The sequence below is a fragment of the Paenibacillus sp. SER-28 genome (genome assembly GCF_052906305.1).
The window spans coordinates 216,220-236,556 of sequence record NZ_JBRECM010000001.1; the positions used below are offsets into that span (position 1 = coordinate 216,220).

Annotated in this window: 18 protein-coding genes and 1 riboswitch; of the genes, 17 read left to right on the forward strand and 1 reads right to left on the reverse strand. The window is 47.5% G+C overall.

The window, feature by feature from the left end:
* Positions 1 to 15 precede the first annotated feature (15 nt).
* The 10 genes from ACUYLD_RS00955 to ACUYLD_RS01000 all read left to right on the forward strand — a co-directional run bounded on the left by ACUYLD_RS00955 (position 16) and on the right by ACUYLD_RS01000 (position 12,371).
* On the forward strand, positions 16 to 855 hold the full coding sequence (locus ACUYLD_RS00955; RefSeq protein WP_023987421.1) for a glycosyltransferase family 2 protein: 840 nt from the start codon (positions 16 to 18) through the stop codon (positions 853 to 855).
* Positions 842 to 2,029 carry a glycosyltransferase family 4 protein gene (locus tag ACUYLD_RS00960; RefSeq protein WP_061830277.1) on the forward strand — a complete coding sequence of 396 codons (1,188 nt, stop codon included), beginning with the start codon at positions 842 to 844 and terminating at the stop codon, positions 2,027 to 2,029. Before ACUYLD_RS00955 ends, ACUYLD_RS00960 begins: the two co-directional genes overlap by 14 nt.
* A complete protein-coding gene (locus ACUYLD_RS00965; RefSeq protein ID WP_023987423.1) occupies positions 2,026 to 3,174 on the forward strand; it encodes a glycosyltransferase family 4 protein in 1,149 nt (382 codons plus the stop codon). Before ACUYLD_RS00960 ends, ACUYLD_RS00965 begins: the two co-directional genes overlap by 4 nt.
* Positions 3,175 to 3,202: 28 nt before the next feature.
* Positions 3,203 to 4,303 carry a glycosyltransferase gene (locus tag ACUYLD_RS00970; protein ID WP_061830276.1) on the forward strand — a complete coding sequence of 367 codons (1,101 nt, stop codon included), beginning with the start codon at positions 3,203 to 3,205 and terminating at the stop codon, positions 4,301 to 4,303.
* 5 nt (positions 4,304 to 4,308) lie between these two features.
* The gene (locus ACUYLD_RS00975) at positions 4,309 to 5,637 is read left to right on the forward strand and encodes a UDP-glucose dehydrogenase family protein (RefSeq protein ID WP_446674252.1); all 1,329 of its coding nucleotides are present in this window, start codon (positions 4,309 to 4,311) and stop codon (positions 5,635 to 5,637) included.
* 64 nt (positions 5,638 to 5,701) lie between these two features.
* Complete coding sequence (locus ACUYLD_RS00980; protein ID WP_446674253.1) at positions 5,702 to 6,019, forward strand: hypothetical protein; 318 nt, start codon at positions 5,702 to 5,704, stop codon at positions 6,017 to 6,019.
* Positions 6,020 to 6,302: 283 nt separating this feature from the next.
* A complete protein-coding gene (locus ACUYLD_RS00985) occupies positions 6,303 to 7,679 on the forward strand; it encodes a sugar phosphate nucleotidyltransferase (protein WP_013309163.1) in 1,377 nt (458 codons plus the stop codon).
* A 155-nt stretch (positions 7,680 to 7,834) separates the two neighbouring features.
* Positions 7,835 to 7,915, forward strand: a riboswitch (cyclic di-GMP riboswitch).
* Between the two features lie 13 nt (positions 7,916 to 7,928).
* Positions 7,929 to 9,530, forward strand: a complete 1,602-nt coding sequence (locus ACUYLD_RS00990) for a glycosyl hydrolase (RefSeq protein WP_446674254.1) — start codon at positions 7,929 to 7,931, stop codon at positions 9,528 to 9,530.
* 48 nt (positions 9,531 to 9,578) lie between these two features.
* Positions 9,579 to 11,876 (forward strand): hypothetical protein, encoded by a 2,298-nt coding sequence (locus tag ACUYLD_RS00995; protein WP_446674255.1) that lies wholly within the window; start codon positions 9,579 to 9,581, stop codon positions 11,874 to 11,876.
* Positions 11,877 to 12,188: 312 nt separating this feature from the next.
* Positions 12,189 to 12,371: a hypothetical protein gene (locus ACUYLD_RS01000; RefSeq protein WP_322159462.1), complete on the forward strand. Its 183-nt coding sequence runs from the start codon at positions 12,189 to 12,191 to the stop codon at positions 12,369 to 12,371.
* 47 nt (positions 12,372 to 12,418) lie between these two features.
* Here the strand turns inward: ACUYLD_RS01000 and ACUYLD_RS01005 are convergent, their stop codons facing one another.
* Positions 12,419 to 12,787 (reverse strand): helix-turn-helix domain-containing protein, encoded by a 369-nt coding sequence (locus ACUYLD_RS01005; protein WP_025720479.1) that lies wholly within the window; start codon positions 12,785 to 12,787, stop codon positions 12,419 to 12,421.
* 327 nt (positions 12,788 to 13,114) lie between these two features.
* Here ACUYLD_RS01005 and ACUYLD_RS01010 point away from each other — a divergent pair, with 327 nt between their 5' ends.
* The 7 genes from ACUYLD_RS01010 to ACUYLD_RS01040 all read left to right on the forward strand — a co-directional run bounded on the left by ACUYLD_RS01010 (position 13,115) and on the right by ACUYLD_RS01040 (position 20,018).
* Positions 13,115 to 13,864: a YveK family protein gene (locus ACUYLD_RS01010; RefSeq protein WP_039269541.1), complete on the forward strand. Its 750-nt coding sequence runs from the start codon at positions 13,115 to 13,117 to the stop codon at positions 13,862 to 13,864.
* Entirely contained in the window at positions 13,845 to 14,531 is a 687-nt protein-coding gene (locus tag ACUYLD_RS01015) for a CpsD/CapB family tyrosine-protein kinase (protein ID WP_446674256.1), read from the forward strand. The genes ACUYLD_RS01010 and ACUYLD_RS01015 overlap by 20 nt, the downstream gene beginning before the upstream one ends.
* An 85-nt stretch (positions 14,532 to 14,616) precedes the next feature.
* Positions 14,617 to 15,315, forward strand: a complete 699-nt coding sequence (locus tag ACUYLD_RS01020; RefSeq protein WP_165176455.1) for a sugar transferase — start codon at positions 14,617 to 14,619, stop codon at positions 15,313 to 15,315.
* A 36-nt stretch (positions 15,316 to 15,351) separates the two neighbouring features.
* On the forward strand, positions 15,352 to 16,290 hold the full coding sequence (gene fcl / locus ACUYLD_RS01025; protein WP_250259094.1) for a GDP-L-fucose synthase: 939 nt from the start codon (positions 15,352 to 15,354) through the stop codon (positions 16,288 to 16,290).
* Positions 16,291 to 16,312: 22 nt separating this feature from the next.
* Positions 16,313 to 17,302 carry a GDP-mannose 4,6-dehydratase gene (gene gmd, locus ACUYLD_RS01030; protein WP_061830268.1) on the forward strand — a complete coding sequence of 330 codons (990 nt, stop codon included), beginning with the start codon at positions 16,313 to 16,315 and terminating at the stop codon, positions 17,300 to 17,302.
* A gap of 123 nt (positions 17,303 to 17,425) precedes the next feature.
* The gene (locus tag ACUYLD_RS01035; protein ID WP_061830267.1) at positions 17,426 to 18,769 is read left to right on the forward strand and encodes a flippase; all 1,344 of its coding nucleotides are present in this window, start codon (positions 17,426 to 17,428) and stop codon (positions 18,767 to 18,769) included.
* Entirely contained in the window at positions 18,756 to 20,018 is a 1,263-nt protein-coding gene (locus ACUYLD_RS01040) for a hypothetical protein (protein ID WP_446674257.1), read from the forward strand. Before ACUYLD_RS01035 ends, ACUYLD_RS01040 begins: the two co-directional genes overlap by 14 nt.
* Positions 20,019 to 20,337 lie beyond the last annotated feature (319 nt).

Here is a 20,337-nt window from a genome sequence, read left to right on the forward strand (position 1 = left end):
AGGAGGCACCCGCTAATGAACCACATGTCTAGCGTTCCCGCGGACAACCGGATATCCGTAGTTATTATCGCTCAGGATGATGGCACTCGAATCACAGCCGCCATTAAATCCTGCAAGCCCTTTGCGGACGATATCGTCGTCATTGACGGAGGGAGCAAGGACAATACGATTCAGGTAGCTGAATCCTTGGGCTGTCGGGTGTTTTCTAACCCGTGGCCCGGTTATGCCAAGCAGCGCATGTTTGGTGTTGAAAAAGCGGAATTTGATTGGATATTCCTGATTGATACGGACGAAGTAGTGGATGCAGAGTTGCTTGGAGACTTGTTGAAAGTAAAGGAAACGCTCCACGATCCGGCCAAAGCATATTCCGTATTCCGGATTGGAGATTTTCTCGGCAAATGGATGAACAAAGGTGAATACCTGGTTCGTTTGTACAATCGGCGTATTTATGGCATTACGAATAGTCTTGTTCATGAAATGCCGGACGTAGCCTCTTCCCAGATTGTCAATCTGGAGGGCGTGTTATGGCACTACGGCTTCCGCAGCATCAGTGATCATATGACCCGTTTTAACAAATATACAGATCTGGAAGCAGAGACGGCATTTAACAAAGGAAGATCCTTTCGGATTACCAGACTGTTGTGGCGGCCTCCTGCCCGCTTTGTGCAGAAATATTTTGTCCAAGGCTTATACCGCAAGGGATTGGCGGGTTTTGCCGTAGCAGTATTCTGGGTGATGTATGAGTTTCTCGTCTGCTTCAAGCATTATGAGCTAACCAAGCGGCGAAAAAAGATAGAAATCGTGGATGACGGACATACCGAGCAGAAAGGAGAAACCAGCTATGTCGTACAATAACGGATTTCGTATTGCGGCAACGGGGCTGAGCTGGCCGTCCTTGCAGCCAGGAGGCCTCAACACATATTTCAAATCCATCTGTGAGCAGCTTACGTTAGAGCGCAATACGCTGGATGCTCTAATCTGTAGTGACGAGCAGCCGCAGGCGCCCGACCGTATTCGGATTCATTCGATTGGTAGCAAGCAGCAATCCATGTGGAAGCGTCGAGAGCTAATGCAAAAATATGCAGCAGAGCTGTTCGACAAGCAACCGACGGATGTACTGTATTCCCATTTTGCTCCCTATGGTGTCGGACCGGCGCTGGAGGCGAAAAAAAGAGGAATCCCGGTAGTTACCACCTTTCACGGACCGTGGACGGAGGAAATGAAGATTGAAGGACAGGGCCTCAAGCATTTGTTAAAAACGACGTTGGCCAAATCCATTGAAATGAAAGCCTACGGATTGGCGGATAAATTTATAGTGCTCAGCGAAACTTTTCGGGATATTTTGCATGAGCACTATAAAGTTCCACTCAGCAAAATTCATATTATTCCTGGTGCGGCGAATGTAGAAAGGTTCCACCCGGCAGAGGATCAAGAAGCGGTACGGAAGCGCCTGAATTTGCCGCAGAATGCGACGATTGTGCTAACCGTTCGTCGTCTTGTTAATCGAATGGGACTACTACAGCTACTGGAAGCATGGCGACGAGTAACCGAGCGTCATCCTGATCATGTGTTGCTGATTGGAGGAAAGGGCCCCTTGATGGAGGAATTGGCTTCCAAGGTGGCGGAATACAATCTTCATAACCATGTAAGGCTGCTCGGTTATGTGTCGGATGAGGAGCTTCCACTGTACCACCAAGCATCGAATTTGTTCGTTGTACCCACACAGGCACTGGAAGGTTTCGGTCTGATCACAGTGGAGGCGATGGCCTCGGGACTGCCGGTGCTGGCGACTCCTGTGGGTGGCAACAAGGAGATTTTAAGAGGATTCCGTCCCGAGCTTTTGTTCAAGGGAACGGATAGTGAAGCCATTGCTGAAGGGTTGCTGCGTGTGCTGGATCATCGTGAACTTCTACCGAATGCAAGGGAATGCCGGGACCATGTCCTGAGCAGATATACATGGGGACATGTAGCGGAGCAGGTGGAAGAGGTGTTCCGACAGGTCCTTGATAGAAAGGCGGCGGCGAAATGATGAGAGTAGCTTATATTGACCATACGGCAAGATGGAGCGGCGGCGAAGTCGCTTTGTACAACATACTGACGAATATCGGGGAACATATCGACCCGCTCGTTATTTTGGCAGAGGAGGGCGATTTGGCAGATCGGCTTCGGCAGCGTGATATTGATGTGCGCATCGTTCCATTGGACGATTCGATTCGCAATCGGGGACGGAATGCCGTGAATCTAGGTGCGCCTGCAGCAGCTTTTCGTTTGCTGGCTTACGGTAGAAAACTTGCGCCCTTGCTGCGTGAGGAAAAGGTCGTGTGCGTTCACACGAACTCGCTCAAGTCTGCACTGTATGGTACAGTAGCCGCCAAATCGGCGAAGCTGCCCTTGATCTGGCATATCCGTGACCACATCGGTCCGCCGTATCTGAAGCCGATTGTGGCCAAAGGGATTCGGCTGATGTCCCGCTTTTTGCCCAACGGAGTGATTGCTAATTCCAAGTCCACGCTGAGTGCGTTGGAGTTACCCCCGGACAAAAAGACGCTTGTCGTTTATTCCGCTTTTGCCAAAGCGATTACAGCACGTGACACGGCTGCCCATGTACGTGGTGATGACTCGTTTAACGTCGTATTGGTCGGCAGATTGGCGGAATGGAAGGGACAGCATATTTTACTGGAAGCAGCACGCTCCTTTTTACCGGATCAGCGCGTGAAATTCTGGCTGGCTGGAGATGCATTGTTCGGAGAAGAGGAATACAAGCAACGATTAGAGTCCACGATGCGCGAATACGGGTTGGCTAACGTCAATCTGCTGGGACACGTCGATGACATTCAAGGCCTGATGCAGCGTTGTGATTTGCTGATTCATACCTCTATTACACCAGAACCATTCGGTCAGGTCATTATTGAAGGCATGGCTGCGGGTCTCCCCGTGATTGCTTCCAATGAGGGTGGACCCAAGGAAACGGTGGTACCCCATGAAACCGGGCTGCTTATTGAACCGGGTGATCCGGCTAAGCTGGAAGAAGCCATCCGCTGGATGTTGGAGCATCCACAAGAACGTCAGCAGATGGGTGAGAGAGGGATGGAACGGGTCAAGAAGCATTTTGTCATCGAGAACACAGTTAAGGATATAGTTCATTACTATAAGGGTTTGTTGGCAGGAGTCTGACCGACATTCGCGTTAAAGGATGATTCAGATGAAAATAGCGATAGCACACGATTACTTAATCCAAATGGGCGGAGCGGAAAGGGTAGTAGAGGTATTCCACGATATGTATCCCGAGGCTCCTATCTTCACAACGGTGTTCAGCGACGACCGCCTGTCGCGTAACTTGAAGGATGCGGATATTAGAGCCACTTGGCTACAAAAAGTCCCAGGAGTGAAGGAGAACTTCAAAGGAGTGCTGCCGCTGTATCCCATTGCTATCCGTGATTTTGATTTTAGGGATTTCGACATTGTTTTAAGCTCCAGCAGTGCATTTATGAAAAGCATCCAGGTACCCAAACATACGTTTCACATTTGTTATTGTCACACACCGATGCGGTTTGCCTGGGATTACGATACATATATGGCCCGGCAGTCCAAATCCAACCTGCTCAAAAACATGCTCAAGCTGTACATGAACCGGTTGAAAACATGGGATGCCAAAACTTCTCGCAACGTAGACCAGTTTGTCGCCAACTCTTCGGTTGTTAAACGAAGAATTTTGCACTATTACCAAAGGGATTCGGATGTGATTTTCCCACCTATTAATACATCCCGTTTTAAACGCGCTACAAACATCGGTGACTATTACCTGATCGTATCCCGATTGGTGTCCTACAAGCGCATCGATCTCGCGATCGAAGCATTCAAACGTAACGGTCTCAAGCTACGCATTGTGGGTGAAGGACCGGACCGTAAACGACTCGAAGGTATGGCTGCCCCGAACATTGAATTCCTTGGCAGGCTTGAGGATGAAGAGGTTAACAAGCTGATGGCAGAATGCCGAGCGCTCGTTTTTCCGGGTGAAGAGGACTTCGGTATTACGCCTTTGGAGGCGAATGCGGCCGGACGGCCTGTCATCGCTTTTCAGGGTGGGGGAGCGCTGGATACGATTGTTCCTCATGTGAACGGCGTATTTTTCCGCAAGCATCAAGTAGAGGATGTGCTGGAGGCCGTCGAAAAGGTTGAGCAACATGCGTGGAATGTGGACGATATCATTACCCATGCGCGCAAATTTGATGAAGAAAATTTCAAGGATCAATTAAAAAAGTATGTAGAACAAGCCTATGTGAACTTTCTAAAAGGAGGATGAACGGAATGAAGCTGGCTGTAATCGGTACTGGATACGTTGGACTCGTCTCGGGTGTATGTTTTGCGCAAAAAGGTAATGAGGTGATTTGTGTCGATCTGGAGCAGCACAAAATCGACATGTTGAACCGGGCAGAATCTCCGATTTATGAACCGGGTATTGAGGAATTGATCGCGTTGAATCTGGAAGCGGGCCGGTTGGAGTTCACCTCGGATTTGGCCGATGCGGTACGCCGCTCGGATATCGTAATTTTGGCGGTAGGTACACCTTCTCTGGCTAACGGCGAGGCGAATTTGTCATACATTGAACAGGCGGCCGCTGATGTTGGGAATGCCATGAACGGGTATAAGATTATTATGACCAAGAGTACTGTACCTGTCGGAACGAACGAAAAGATTAAGGACGTGTTGGCTCGTCACACGAGTTTGTCTTTCGATATCGTCTCCGCGCCGGAGTTCCTGAGAGAAGGCTCAGCCATCAATGATACGCTTTATCCGGATCGCATCATTATTGGTTTGGACAATACAGGATTGCGTGAAACCATGGTCACTCTGCATCAGGTGTTCACGGATAAAATCTATGTGACGGATATCCGTAGTGCTGAAATGATCAAATACGCGTCCAATGCGTTTCTGGCAACTAAAATTTCGTTCATTAACGAAATCGCTAATATTTGCGAAAAGGTTGGCGCCGATGTAACCTGTGTGGCTGACGGTATGGGTATGGACAAACGGATTGGCTCCTCTTTCCTACAAGCAGGGATCGGGTATGGTGGCTCTTGCTTTCCAAAAGACACAAATGCGCTTATCCAAATTGCAGGTAATGTAGACTATGAATTTAAGTTGTTGAAATCGGTGGTCGAGGTGAATACCGACCAGCGCTTTATGATTGTATCCAAGCTGCGCGAATCGCTGGGTCAACTGAACGGTGTGTCCATTGGCATTTGGGGCCTCGCCTTCAAGCCAAATACAGATGACATCCGCGAAGCTCCAGCACTGGAAATCGTAGAAACGCTCATTCAGGCAGGCGCTATTGTCAAACTGTATGATCCCATTGCGATGGATAAATTCAAGGAGCGCGTGGATCACCCGAATATTATGTGGTGCTCATCCCCACAGCAAGCCGCTGAAGGTAGCGACGCTGTGTGCCTGTTGACCGATTGGGAAGAGTTCAAAAAAGTCGATCTCGTACAACTGACCTCCATTTTGCGCAAGCCGGTTCTCATTGACGGTCGTAACGTATTCGCTGAGGAACAGATCCAAGGCTCCGGGCTGGAATACTACTCCGTGGGTCGTCCGCGGATGAGTGGGTGGAATCGGGATAAAGTGGAAGTTTAAAAAGTGACCGAAGTGACCGATTAAAAAGTGGCTGTGGCAGGGTTGGAGACGCTGCGCGTTCCATTTGATCTTCCGATCGCTGTTGCAGTGGGATTCTCTGGATTATATAGAACATTCTAAGGTAAGAATCCCACTGCAAAGGCGAACGCTAGCGCTTCTCCAGATTCAAATGGACCGCTCCGCTGCTTTCCGCCGTGGAGTCACAGTTTTTAAACTCCCACCTTATGGGGGGGGGAGTAGGAAGGGCGTATCGGAGGGAGCGGCGCGGTTGAAGCCGCTCCTTCCGATCAAGTACGCCATTGCGGTTGCCGAAGGCAATCTGGGCAAGGCGTTACGAAACCTCGATTACTTGAAGCTTGCAAGCACAGCGGGCAAGCTCTGAGTTCTCGAACGTCTTACAGGCTGACCGGACTTAATAATGTCCGGTCGTGCCTTTTGCACCACAAGGTATGATCGGCATGATGCATTTTTGAGTAGCGCAGGGATGGATTTGAATCTGGAGAAGCGGAGCGTTCGCCTTTGACTTGGGATTCTTACATATAAATGTCTTACACAATCCAAAGAATCCCACGGCAACAGCGATCGTAAGATCAAATTCAGTCCGTAGCGGGCTACTCATCATTCAGAACGATCATCCAACCAATATAGAGAGGAAGTGGAGAGTTATGAAGCTCGTACTTTTGTCTGGTGGTTCCGGTAAAAGATTATGGCCTTTGTCCAATGATTCCCGTTCCAAACAATTTTTGAAGGTACTGGAGAGCCCGGAGGGGATTTCGGAATCCATGGTACAGCGGGTATGGAGACAATTGGGAGACAACGGATTATCAGAATCCTCGTTTATTGCGACAGGGAGAGCACAGGTCGAAATGATCCAGAGTCAGGTCGGGCCGAATACGCGCATCATTGTTGAGCCGGAACGCAGAGACACCTTTCCTGCGATTGCGCTGACAGCGACTTATCTATATTCCATTGCTGGTGTTTCCCCTGATGAAATTATAGCTATATTGCCTGTAGATCCTTATGTTGAGGATGCTTTCTTCGCTTCCGTAGCCCAGCTGGAACATACACTCCAGGAGAGTGAAGGCAAGCTTGCTTTAATCGGGGTTGTCCCTTCCTATCCTTCAGAGAAATATGGTTACATTATTCCGAAAAACGATGCCACCCAAGGTAGCACTGGCTACCGCGAAGTGAGCCATTTTCAAGAGAAACCCGACCGGGAGCAGGCGGAGCGTCTGATTGAACGCAATGCTCTATGGAACTGCGGGGTTTTTGCATTCAAATTAAGTTATTTGCTGGATATCTTGGCATCCAAGGGTTTGCCGCTGAATTATGAAGAAATGCAAAAGCAATACGCATCTCTGGAAAAAATCAGCTTTGACTATGAAGTAGTCGAGAAGGAAAAGGATATCGTAGTTCTTCCGTATGATGGTTTCTGGAAGGATTTGGGCACCTGGAATACGCTCACAGAAGAAATGTCTAATCAACAAGTGGGCAGAGGTGTAGTAACGGAGGATTGCGTCAATACGAGTCTTATTAACGAGTTAGACATTCCTGTGGCGATCATTGGAACGAATGATCTGATTGTAGCCGCTAGCCCGGATGGTATTCTTGTGACCAATAAGGCTGAAAGTCCTCGCATTAAGGAAGTGCTCAAGGCTCATGATCAGCGTCCAATGTATGAAGAACGTCGTTGGGGGCAGTATCGGGTTGTGGATTATGTCAAGTATGACGAGGGTAACGAGGTATTGACCAAACGAATCCGCGTACGGAAAGGCAAAAATATCAGCTATCAGCTTCATTTCAAACGGAGTGAAATTTGGACCATTATTAGCGGTGAAGCGGAAATTATTTTGAATGAGAAGCTGCACAAAGTAAAAGCTGGTGATGTAGTTCGCATTCCTGAAGGAACGAAGCATAGCATTTTGGCTGTGACCGATGTGGATTTTATTGAGGTGCAGACTGGTTCTGAATTGGTTGAAGAGGATATTGTCCGCTTTTGTATGGATTGGAATGAAATTTCCCGTCACCAATTTATCTCATAATTGTTTTCGTAAAAACGAAAAAAAGACGAATTCATGAAAATTCATAGCTCAAACTGTCGAAATTGGGCGAAAACCTGTAAATTCATGAACATGACCTATTAAATTTTGGTAAAAGAAAGTCGATACTTAGGGTAAGAAGGAATCCAAACTCCTTCCAACGATAAACGCAGCCCTGTCGAAAGGCAGGTACGCAAAGCTAAAGGGCCTTCTACAAGGATGGCAGCCTGGCTACCGAAAGGAAGAGCGAAAGTGAGATTCAATTTTATTCCTCTGTATCGACTGATACGTCATGTACTCCCCGTTGTTATGCTTTTTTCATTGTTGCCCGTCGGTTTTGGTGATTCTCTGTCTGTGGCGAATGCCACTTCATTACAACCTGTTAATTCGGACGCTTCTACTCAGGCCCGTGAACTATACAATTATTTACTCAACATCTCAGGGGAAAAAATAGTCACCGGTCAGCATGATTATTTGGAAAGTCCGGATGAATTAAGTAACAAGGTCCAAAAAATCAGTCAGGCATATGTTGGTGTACACGGCTATGAGATGGGAGCTATCTCTGGTCAATCTGACGCTACGGAAGCAGCACAACGTAAAAATGTCGTCGATAGTGCTATCCGTTGGAGCAGATCCGGTGGTATTGTGACGATGACTTTTCATGAAGCGCTACCGGGTAGGCCACTGACTTGGGCCAATGTACAGGCGAAAGTAAGTCAGACAGAGTTCAACAAATACGTGACCCCAGGTACTACGCAGTATAACCTCCTCATTGCCGATCTGGATAAGGTCGCTGTTTCGTTAAAGCAGCTTCGTGATGCAGGGGTTCCGGTTTTGTGGAGACCTTACCACGAAATGAATGGTGACTGGTTCTGGTGGGGAAACAAAACTAATTTCAATCAGCTATGGAATATCATGTACGACCGTTTTACAAACACACATCAATTGAACAATCTGCTGTGGGTATGGAGTCCGAATGCGCCCAATTCGTATACTGTCCCGTATACCCCGAAATACCCTGGGGATGACAAAGTGGACATCTTGGCAGTAGACATTTACAACAATGATTTTAAGCAAAGTCATTACGAAGGCTTGCTTGGATTGGCACGGAATAAGCCGATTGCCATTGGAGAGCACGGTGAGATGCCTAGTTCTGAGGTGTTGCAGGCTCAGCCTAAATGGGTATATTCCATGACTTGGGGCAAGATGCTGACTGAGAATAACACAACAAATCAAATTCAGGATTATATAAATGATTCGAGGAGTTTGACGCGGGATGATGTGAAGAATGGATTGGAAACGATTCAACCACCTGGGGCAGATATACCGACCTTACCGGACGAGGGACAAAGTGAGCCTATCCCGGCTCCGCCAGTAGTGATCGTTCCCCCAGCTCCGACTCCTCCTTCTGTTCCTGATGTGGTATATGTGAACGGGCTGCGTGGCCAATATTTTAACAATATGAATTTGAATGGAAGTCCTGCTTTGATCCGTACAGATAGCAAGCTGGACTACAACTGGCGCGCCAATGCAGCTGATCCAAAGGTGAATGCCGATCAGTTCTCGGTTCGCTGGACGGGTAAAATCAAACCACAATATAGCGAGACCTATATGTTCACAACGATATCCGATGATGGTATTCGCGTATGGGTAGACGGCAAGTTGGTGATTGACAGCTGGTTCAAACAAAGCTGGACGGAGCGTAAAGGCAGTATTACTTTGGAAGCAGGCAAAATGGTAGATTTAAAAGTGGAATACTATGATGAAAAAGGCGACGCGATGGCACGTCTAATGTGGGAAAGTCAGCATGAAGCGAAAGCGGTGATTCCCGGAAACGCTTTGTTTCTTCCTTGATTGATACTCTTTCCCGGTCCAAAAATTTGAGGAGAGAGGGTGGATCATATGATAAAAAAATGGTTATCCCATAGGTATACAGTCGTTTTATCTGGACTATTAGCGGTCGTAGCTATAGCGATGATTGCTTGGTTTATATACACGCCTTCAAGAAGCGCAGAATTGCAGACGGATAAAGTAGCGGCTGCCAGTCCAGTATGGAAGCTGGGTCAGAGGGATGACTCTTCAGCGGAATTCAAAGGTGTGGTCGGTAGGGATAATATCGACATTTCTACAGCAGCTGCCACTACCGAATCGTCTGCTAAAGGAGCACTGTCAGCGTTGTCGGTAGCAGAAGAGAGTACAACAGTTCCGGTATTGCTCAGCAGTGGAGATATTCCTCCCGGTTTGAATGCGTCCACGAACCCTGAACTGACACTTCAGTATAAGCTGAATCAGATACCTCCCAATGGTATGATATTCCGTGTTCGGATTTTGGATGCGGGCAAAGCAGTCCCGCAAATGGCTGTATTTTCAAATCATCAGTTGTCCGGTATTATTCAGATTGCCGGGGTATCCGGTACTGGGAGTGCTTATAATTTCAAAAACAACTACGAGTTATATATACCCAAAGAGCAATTGCAAAGCGGTGTTAACGTACTCAAGCTAAAGACAGCGCGCTGCCTATACTGCTCCTCTGCAGAAGATAAAAATGTGTGGTGGACTTGGGATGACTTGAGCTTGGAGACGTTAGCTTCACCTGCGGTCGAACCGGTACACGGTAAATATATACTGACCGGAACAAATGTGAACAATAAAGAATTTTATTATGATCAGGGTGCAGTTAAGCATTTACCATACGTTCTCAAGTGGCTGGGCATTGCTTATAGTGGCAACGTCATGAGGGTCACCTGTGCCAGTAATGTGGGCAAGGCATGTACAGACGTGGATGATTACTATCAAACGTTAAAGCAGTATAATATGCAATCGTCTGCTTTGTATTTATATACAGGTGATATTAAGCTGCAAAAAGATGGTTCTCTGCCAGAGACGGCCAAGCAAAAGTTGCGCGATTATGTAAAAAAATACGGTTCTTATCTTCAATATTATGAAGTAGATAACGAACCTGGATTATTTAATCGCTCCAAGGCGGTAAACCTGGCTGTGGCCAAGTGGTTGAATACAGAAGGCAAGCAATTGGCACCGCATCTCAAAACCGTAGCACCGGGCTGGGCCTACTGGCCAACGTACTCAACCAAAGCGTGCAAAAATCAAACCAGTGGTACGCAAAAATGCGGTGACCCAGATGGATGGGAACGAGACCCGGCGCAACGTAAACAGCTGGAGGAAGTCACTGACCTGACCAATGGACACGCCTATGGTGAATCGTATAATGAAGAGGGCGGGGGAAGCTTCGTCCAAAATTTGAAAACCTTCGGCGGTTCGAGCAATGGACTGGCGAAAAAGATGCTGAACACAGAGTTCGGTACCAATGATACGCATCGAGACAATCCAGATTACGGGGCTAGTCAGCCACAAGCAGCTGCATTCGACCGGATTATGCGTTCGCAAATTGGGTTTGCCGATATGTTTATCCAGCACGCTGCTTTTTATAAAGATTATACGCTGTTTAAAACAGGCTTCGATCTGCAAAGTCATAACCCGGCCAACACAGAAATTTATCCGTTCGGGCAAGGACAGGACACCCGTGTTAAGATCATGAGACGCTTGAGCTTAGCCTATGCCACCCATGGACAACCTCTGACTTATACAGTGCTGAATCCAGAGGATACCAAGGACAAGATGGTCTATGTTCGTGCGGTGGATACGTCCAAGCTTAAACCGCTGGCAGGTAGCGGCGCTACTTCAGACAAATTGCTGGTGAATCTAGTGAATTTCGAAGCTACCCCGCAGACCGTTCGTGTACGGGTAACGATGCCGAAAGCCGGTTTGTACACGGGTGAACGTTTTGGAGCGGGTTCTACTTACAGTCAGGCACAGCGTTCCATATCAGGGCTCAAGGCTTCTCCTGCTCTTGATTTAGAAGAAAAGCTGGGTCCTGGCGAAGCGGTACAATATATTTTGGAATTAAAAAGTACAGATCAGACCGCAGCTTCAGCCCCAACAGGGGTGAAGGCTGCCTCTGTTCAGGATGGGGCGGTAAAGATTAATTGGCTTCAGGCAGAAGGCGTATCTTCCTATGATGTGCTGCGTGCTGACGGGACCGACGGGGCCTATCAGGTGATTGCCTCGCAAGTAGCGGGAAGCACGTATACAGACCGCACAGTAAAAGCTGGAGGCCACTATGTCTACAAAGTCCGGGCGACCGGAGGCACTCAGGTTTCCCAGGCAGCCGAGGTCGCTTAATAACAGATCGGAATGTATATAGGACCTGAGTTAACGAATACCTAACATCATTTCGAAATAAAACAAAAAAGAACCTATCAGGAGAAAATAGGACCTGACAGGTTCTTTTTTGTTGGAAAATCGTTCTGATTTGCCAATACTTTACGTATAATGAAGAAAAAAATAAGAAAATCCTTTTATATTCTCGTCATAAGACGACAACATTGCAGGTATGTATTCATATATAATAGTTTTGTTCATGACTATACATACATGGTTTTGTAGGAAATCTCTTTCCGGTGACCAAGAATAATAAAGCGAGGTTAGTGCTGAATGAACAAGGAGACAGAATTAGGGGTGAACAACCCTCTTTTTCAAAACAACGCACGGAAAGTAGACAAAGCCGCTATCGACTTGGACATCCGGGACATTTTGCTCCAATGTGGGTTCACGATGCCAGAATGGCTAGAAAACGACGCTGAGGGAACCACATACCGGAAGGACAAGCGCGTGTAAACGGCTGGTCTTACTTGAGCGAGACGTGAAGCAATCGGAAGGTTTCTTTATTCCATCATTCGTTCCATTCGGACAAATGCAATAAAACGTTTGGCTTCTTCCTCGGACAAGGTACGTCCGTCAATGGTCAGGTTGAAACGTTGCAGAATATCCTCGTCGGACAGTTCAAGCTGGTCCACAAATTCCCTCACATCTGAATCCAATATTGCCGCCGGATGGCTCGTACGTCCCACCAAGTAGTCAATCGTTACCCCGAAAATATCAGCGAGCTTGGTCAGGATCTCAAAATCTGGCTTGCGCCTATTTTTTTCATAGTGAGAAAGAGCTGCCCGCGTAATTCCGAGGGATTGCGCTAGTTCCTCTTGTTTTAATCCCTTATGTTCTCGTAATTCAGCGATGCGGGTGCCATAATTCATCTGTTTTTCCTCCTGAAGGCAAGGTTAAGAAAGGTAAAAAAGCAATTTTACGCTTGACAAGATACGTTTTGTATCATAAATTAGTTATGTAAGTTACATAACGTATCTTTATTTCATAGTTTTCACTTATGTCTTCGTTTATATACCCTAAGAGGCCACCGATTATTGAGCATTTTGTGCTTATTCGCTGGCTAGACCTTCTATGCGCTATTATACAACATTTTACTATAGATTAGAGGGTCATGCATCGTTCTTTTCCCCGTTATGCAGAGGATCAGTACAAGCGTTATTGCATCGAAAACAAGTCAATCAGGGAGGACTGGTCTTGTGCAGTTGAAAGAGTACATCCGTTTGATCCGTAAAAGAATGTGGTTGATTGGTAGCATCGTACTGCTGGTATGTACTGTAGTGGGCATAAAAAATGTATATTTTACCCCGCAGATTTATGAAGCTACCGCAAAGCTCATTATCAACCAGACGCCACGACCGGATCGTGCAGGTGTCGTTGATTACAGTGTAGTTCAAACGAATATAGCCTTAACGAACTCCTATAAGCAAATTATGATCTCCTCGGCGATTATGGATCAGGTGGTCGCCAGCTTCCCCGACCTTAAGGTCACTCCGTCAGCTTTGGCGCAAAAATTAAGAGTGAACACCGCAGGTGATTCACAGGTCATGGATGTAACAATCCGCGATTTATCGTATACGAAGGCTGTGAAAACCGTCAATGCGGTAGCCAAAGTATTCAAACGGCAAATTCCCTCTATCATGAAAATGGACAATGTCACCATCCTAAGCGAAGCCAGTCTGAATGATCCAGCAGTTCCCGTGAACAGTAATCCCGCTATACAGATATTTATTGCTTTTGTCACCTCTTTATTGTTGGGAATCGGCTTGGCGTTTTTGCTGGAGGTATTGGATGATACATTTAAAAATGAAGAGGATATTGAAAAAGAACTCGGTCTGCCTACCTTATCCCTGATTACGAAAATGAAAAAAGAAGATAAACGCTCTGACAGCTCCACTACAACTCCTAAACAGGTAGGTGAAGGGCAATATGCCGCGATTAATCAATAATCAGCTCGTTACATCCCTACATGCTCAGTCTTCCGTTTCGGAGGAGTACCGCATGCTTCGTACTAACATCCAGTTTTCTTCTATAGACGAGCCGATTGAGGTTATGATGGTGGCGTCCGCTCAGGCGGGTGAAGGCAGAACGGTCACGATTAGCAATTTGGCCGTAACCTATGCGCAAGAGGGGAAAAAGGTGCTGATTATGGACATGGATCTGCGTCGTTCCTCTTTGCACCATATGTTTGGTTTGCGTAATCATACAGGGCTGACACGGGTGCTTGCCAATCAACAGGCATGGCAGGATGTGGTTCAGGAAACCAGGATTGATCATCTGCATGCAATTACAGCCGGGCCGAACCCGCCCAATCCGTCCGAGATGCTCAGTTCCCGCAGAATGAATGCTCTGCTGGTTGAGCTAAAAGAACATTATGACGTGATCTTAATGGATACGCCGCCGTTGCTGTCCTTTCCGGATGGCTTAATTATAAGCGCTATGTGTGACGGAGTCATTCTGGTGGTGCAGGCAGGGAAGGTCAAAAAGGATGTCGTCAAGAAAGCAAAAGCGAATTTGGAAAGAGTAAAGGCGCGCATTCTGGGTGTCGTACTTAATAATGTGAAGCGTTCGAATACCCGCGCCGAGAGGGGTATGGAGGAACGCAATCTGACATGAATAAAAAGGAGGAAAATGAGAGTATATAAAATTCTTTTAACAATGTATAAATAATAATTATCAATAAGGAGCGAGGTGATGAGACGTGTCTTCTTCCCGCTCGAACGATGCCGAAGTGCTGGGCGCGTCAGTGGATGTATATTCGGTCGCTCATGGGCTTGAACGGCGGCAAGGATGGAACGTATACCCGTTCGTGAAGCGAAGCATGGATATTATATTGTCTTTCATTGGAATCATCGTGCTATGCCCGGTATTTCTGCTTGTCATTTTGCTGATTAAGCTGGAGGACCCAAAAGGCAGTGCGTTATTTTATCAAGTACGTATTGGGAAAAATGAACGGCCGTTTCGCATGATCAAATTTCGTTCCATGGTGTCTGATGCCGAGGCGAGATTGTCTGCACTGCTGGTGGAAAATGAAATTGAGGGTGCGATGTTCAAAATGCGGGACGATCCCCGAATTACCCGTGTGGGTCGCTTTCTTCGCAGAACGAGCATCGACGAGCTGCCACAACTGTTCAATGTACTGCGTGGGCAGATGAGTCTGGTAGGACCCAGGCCCCCGTTGCCAAGAGAAGTCCATAATTACACAGTGAGGGATAAGCTGCGTCTGACGGTTACACCAGGCTGCACCGGTCTATGGCAGATCAGCGGTCGTAATCATCTAAGCTTTAACCAGATGGTAGAACTGGATTTGGAGTACATATCCAGACGCAGTTTCCGCACAGATATGATCATTATGCTGAAAACATTTCGTGTGCTGCTAGGCTCCAAGGATGCGTATTAAAGTCTTTCATTTTCACGAAGAAGGTAGGGGATAAGTATGGATCTTCATTCCAACATATATGTAGCAGGGCATAACGGACTGGTGGGTTCCGCTATTGTCCGAGCGCTTCAGAATGCGGGTTACCGTCATATTATTACTCGCACAAGCCGTGAGCTGGATCTACGCAATAAAGAGGCAGTAGATCATTTTTTTGAAACAGAGCCTGTGGATTATGTATTTCTGGCAGCGGCCAAGGTTGGTGGGATTTTGGCGAATAACGAATATCCGGCTGATTTTATCCGTGACAATCTGCTTATACAAACGAATGTGATTGATGCGGCATACCGGGCGAATGTAGGCAAGCTGTTATTCCTCGGCTCTACCTGTATCTATCCTAAATTTGCTCCGCAGCCGTTGCGAGAAGAATATCTACTTACGGGTGAACTGGAGCCTACTAATGAGGCCTATGCGATTGCTAAAATTGCCGGGATTAAAATGTGTCAGTCTTACAACCGTCAGTATGGAACTCGGTTTATTTCTGTGATGCCGACGAATTTATACGGTCCGGGCGACAATTTTGATCTCCAGACCTCTCATGTGCTGCCTGCGCTCATCCGTAAGTTTCATGAAGCCAAGCTGAATCAATCTCCGACTGTAGAAGTATGGGGCTCTGGTACGCCGCGCCGAGAATTTCTTCATTCTGATGATCTGGCAGAAGCCTGTCTGTTCCTGATGAACAATTATGAAGGAAATGAAATTGTAAATATCGGCGTAGGTGAGGATATCTCCATTCGTGAGCTGGCTGAACGAGTGAAGAATGTAGTCGGCTATGAGGGGGAAATTACCTTTAACACCTCCGCTCCTGATGGAACGCCGCGTAAGTTGGTAGATGTATCCCGAATTTCTGGGCTGGGCTGGTCGGCGCGTATTTCACTAGAAGAGGGATTAAGGTCTGTGTATCAGGCATTTCAAGGCCAGGATCTGGTTGAACAATAAAAAAAACGGTGGGGGAATTGGAATGAAAAAAGCGCTGATCACAGGGATTACCGGACAAGACGGGTCCTATCTGGCTGAGTTGCTGCTGTCCAAGGATTATGAGGTATACGGGGTGCGCAGACGAACCAGCACACCGAACTTTGAAAATGTAGCGCATATCCAGAATGACATCCAATGGCTTTCCGGTGATATGACCGATCTGGCTTCATTGATCGAAGCCGTCCGTCAGTCCGACCCAGATGAGGTCTACAACTTGGCTGCTCAATCCTTTGTAGCGGCCTCGTGGCCGCAGCCGTTGGCTACAGGGCAGATTACAGCGCTATCTGTCACCAATATGCTGGAGGCGGTTCGAATTGCCAAACCGGAAGCGCGCTTTTATCAGGCGTCAAGCAGCGAGATGTTCGGTAAGGTGCTGGAGACACCCCAGACAGAAACGACTCCGTTTTACCCACGTAGTCCCTACGGTGTAGCCAAAGTGTACGGCCATTGGATTACAGTGAACTATCGCGAAAGCTTTGATATGTTTGCTTGCTCTGGCATTCTGTTCAATCACGAATCGCCACGCCGAGGACTGGAATTTGTAACGCGTAAAGTGTCGGATGCGGTAGCTCGTATCAAGCTAGGGTTGCAGCAGGAGCTGCGCATGGGAAATTTGGATTCACTGCGAGACTGGGGTTTTGCAGGCGATTATGTAAAGGCGATGTGGCTGATGCTTCAGCAGGATCAACCGGATGATTACGTCATTTCCACGGGAGAAATGCATTCTGTACGTGAACTGCTGCAAATTGCCTTTTCCCATGTAGGTTTAAATTATGAGGATTACGTCGTGATCGATCCTCAATTTGTCCGTCCGGCAGAGGTAGATTTATTGCTCGGCGATTGTGCCAAGGCGAAAGAAAAGCTGGGCTGGCGATTGGAAGTAGGCTTCGAGCAGCTCATTCATATGATGGTGGATACAGACTTGGAGCGGGTAAAAAGGCAGGCTGCAGTTGAAGCTTCTGTTGTCGTGTAAGAGATGGAGGGGCCACCCGCCTGAGCGGGGGTCTCTTCGCTGTACATTGATTGCAGCTGCATTGACAGAACAGCAGGTTATAAGGCTGTGCGAAAGGTCATTTTTTAAGATGGAGTAAAACCTATGACATTAGTCAAAAAACGCGCCAAACCGCGCAGAAGTTTGCTGGTGAATACATCCTGGCTGTTCGGTGACAAAATGATTCGCATGGTGTTCGGGCTGGCAGTCAGCATCATCATGGCGAGAGTGTTGGGACCAGAGGAACTGGGAAAGTGGAATTATGCGGAATCCTTTTTCGGGATGTTTTTGATTTTCACGACCCTTGGCTTTGATTCTATATTAGTACGCGATCTTGTCAAAGACCCCAAGGATGAGCATGAGCTATTGGGGACGGCGGTTCTGCTGAAATTGGTAGGTACTCTGATAGCCATTGTACTGTCCTATTCCTTAATTTCACTGCTCAGACCGGAAGATAGTTCAGTGCGGTTGATCAACCTAATCCTGGCTACGGCCTCGATATTTCAATTGTTTGATATCATCGACTACTGGTTTCGTGCGCAGATGCTGTCCAAATACACGGTCGTTGCCAAGAATACCGCTTTTGTTCTCGGCTCCACCATCAAAATCATTCTTTTGTTGTCCGGTGTTCCGATATGGTTGGTGGCGTTGTGTGCTCATGGAGAGTTTCTGTTGGGAAGCCTGCTGCTGCTGTATTTCTTCCATAAGGAAGGACGACGTGTGAACCGATGGACGTTCCGCTTAACCACAGCTCGGCGAATCATGAATCACAGCTGGCCGCTTATATTGTCATCCTCCGCTGTATATGTACAGGCACGGATCGATCAAGTCATTATCGGTGAACTGCTGGGGAATGCTGCGGTCGGGCAATACTCCGTTGCACTCCGACTCATCGAAGTGCTGGGCTTCATTCCGGTCGTTCTGACGACGGCTTATGCTCCGGTGGTGACGCGTTCCAAGCAGAAAGGAAGCGACGAATACAGACAGACATTGTCCAAGGTGTATCGGCTGATGTTTATATGCTTTCTTGTGACCTCGGTACCTTTATTTTTTCTATCGCAATGGGTAGTGGTTGTGCTGTATGGGAGAGAATTTACCGAAGCAGGTTCGCTGTTGTCTCTGTTTGCAATTCGTCTGTTTTTCACCAACTTCAGTGTTGCTAAAAGCTTGTTTATTACCAATGAAAATTTGTTTAGATACACGCTGCTGACCTCGGTGGTAGGGGCGGTTACGAATATCGCTTTCAATTACGCGCTAATCCCTTTGCTTGGTGTGCGAGGGTCGTTAGTGGCGACGATCTTGTCCTTTACGATATCTGTATTTCTATTAGATTTGCTGTTTAAGGAAGTTAAATCTAATTTGGGTTGGATGATAAAGTCCATCCTGACCTTTTGGCGTGTTCAAATTACAGTACCGAAAGTTGGAGAGAACAATCATGATACCCATTAAACCGTTTGTTCGGCATGAGGAACAGTGCCCGCATTGTGGAGGTAAGGTACGTAGTGGAGAGGTGCTGTGGCAGGGAATCCATGTATGTGTCAGTACTGCGTGTGAGGGGTGCGGACGCGAATATCTCGAGGACATGAGGGTCGGTCATGCCACGTATTCACCTTATCGTGTAGAAATGCCTGACTATATTCTGACCGGTGATGCGAAATCGAGAAAATGGCTCGGAGAGCCTTTGCGGCAATCGTTGATGAATCCTTCCTATGACTTAGCAGTCGGCATGACCGTGCATAAAATGAAAGCTTCTACACGTGTAATCATCGTCAACACTATGGATTATTTGTATGGTCATGCGTTGCTCAAGCTGCTCAATGTGCAACGCGAATACGAGCAATCCCCGGACCTGGGAATTATCGTTATTGTGCAAAAGTCGCTGGAGTGGATGGTGCCAGCATATGTGTCTGAAATTTGGACGGTTGATGTGCCATTCAGCAGGGCACGTAACTTTTATCCTGTACTACATCATCGGATGATTGAGGAACTGATGCGTTTTGATGAGGTGTATGTCAGCCCGGCATATTCACATCCCAATCAGTTTGATATTGAGCAGTTTACAGGTGTCTCCCGCTATGACGAGGGGCGTGAGTCGGAGCCGCGCATTACCTTCGTATGGAGGGAAGATCGCTTGTGGAGCGGCAGCCATCATATCGCAAGAGCGGTACAGAAATTTCCGCAGCTCAAACGTGGGCTAAAACCGCTAATTTATCATCAGCGCAGTAAAATCATACGGCTGTTCCGCAGGCTAAAAGAAAGCTTCCCAGATCATCGTTTTACAGTCGCTGGACTTGGGCGTACCGGGAGCTTCCCGGCATGGATTTCTGATGAGCGTGTCACACGCTTCGATCGAGAAAGTGAGCTGCGGGTCTGCGAGGTATACGCAGCCAGCCAATTAGTAATCGGTATCCACGGCTCTAATATGCTGCTGCCCTCTGCGCATGCCAGCATGACCATTGATTTGATGCCCAAGGACCGATGGGGGAATTACGCTCAGGATATTTTATTTCACGAAACGGATCATCGGCTTACAGCCTACAAATACCGCTTTGTGCCGATGGAATCGAGTGTGACTCTAGTGGCAGATATGGCAGCTGCCCAGCTCAAAGGGGCAGATCATTTTAATATGCAGATGACGGAGGAAAGGCAGCGTGAACATTCAAGTTGGAGGGGAAAGGCCGCTTCGGGGCGGGTTTGATCCTGGAGCAACTATTGTGGATGGAAGGCCGCTTCGGGACGGATTTGATCTTCCGATCGCTGTTGACGTGGGATTCCTTTGTTTGAATAAAGCCCTACAGAGGGCGGAATCCCACGTCAAAGGCGAACGCTGACGCTTCTCCAGATTCAAATCCTTACCCTCCGCTACCCACCGCCGCCAAAAAGAATTTCCCCCAGCCCCTAGAGTGGGGAAGGTAAGAGCCGCCTGGCGATAGCTTCGCCTTATCGCCGCGAACTTCTCGCCGGGCATGCATGCCAGCGAAATTAATGCTCTGTACCGTTCTCTGTCAGGGTGACAG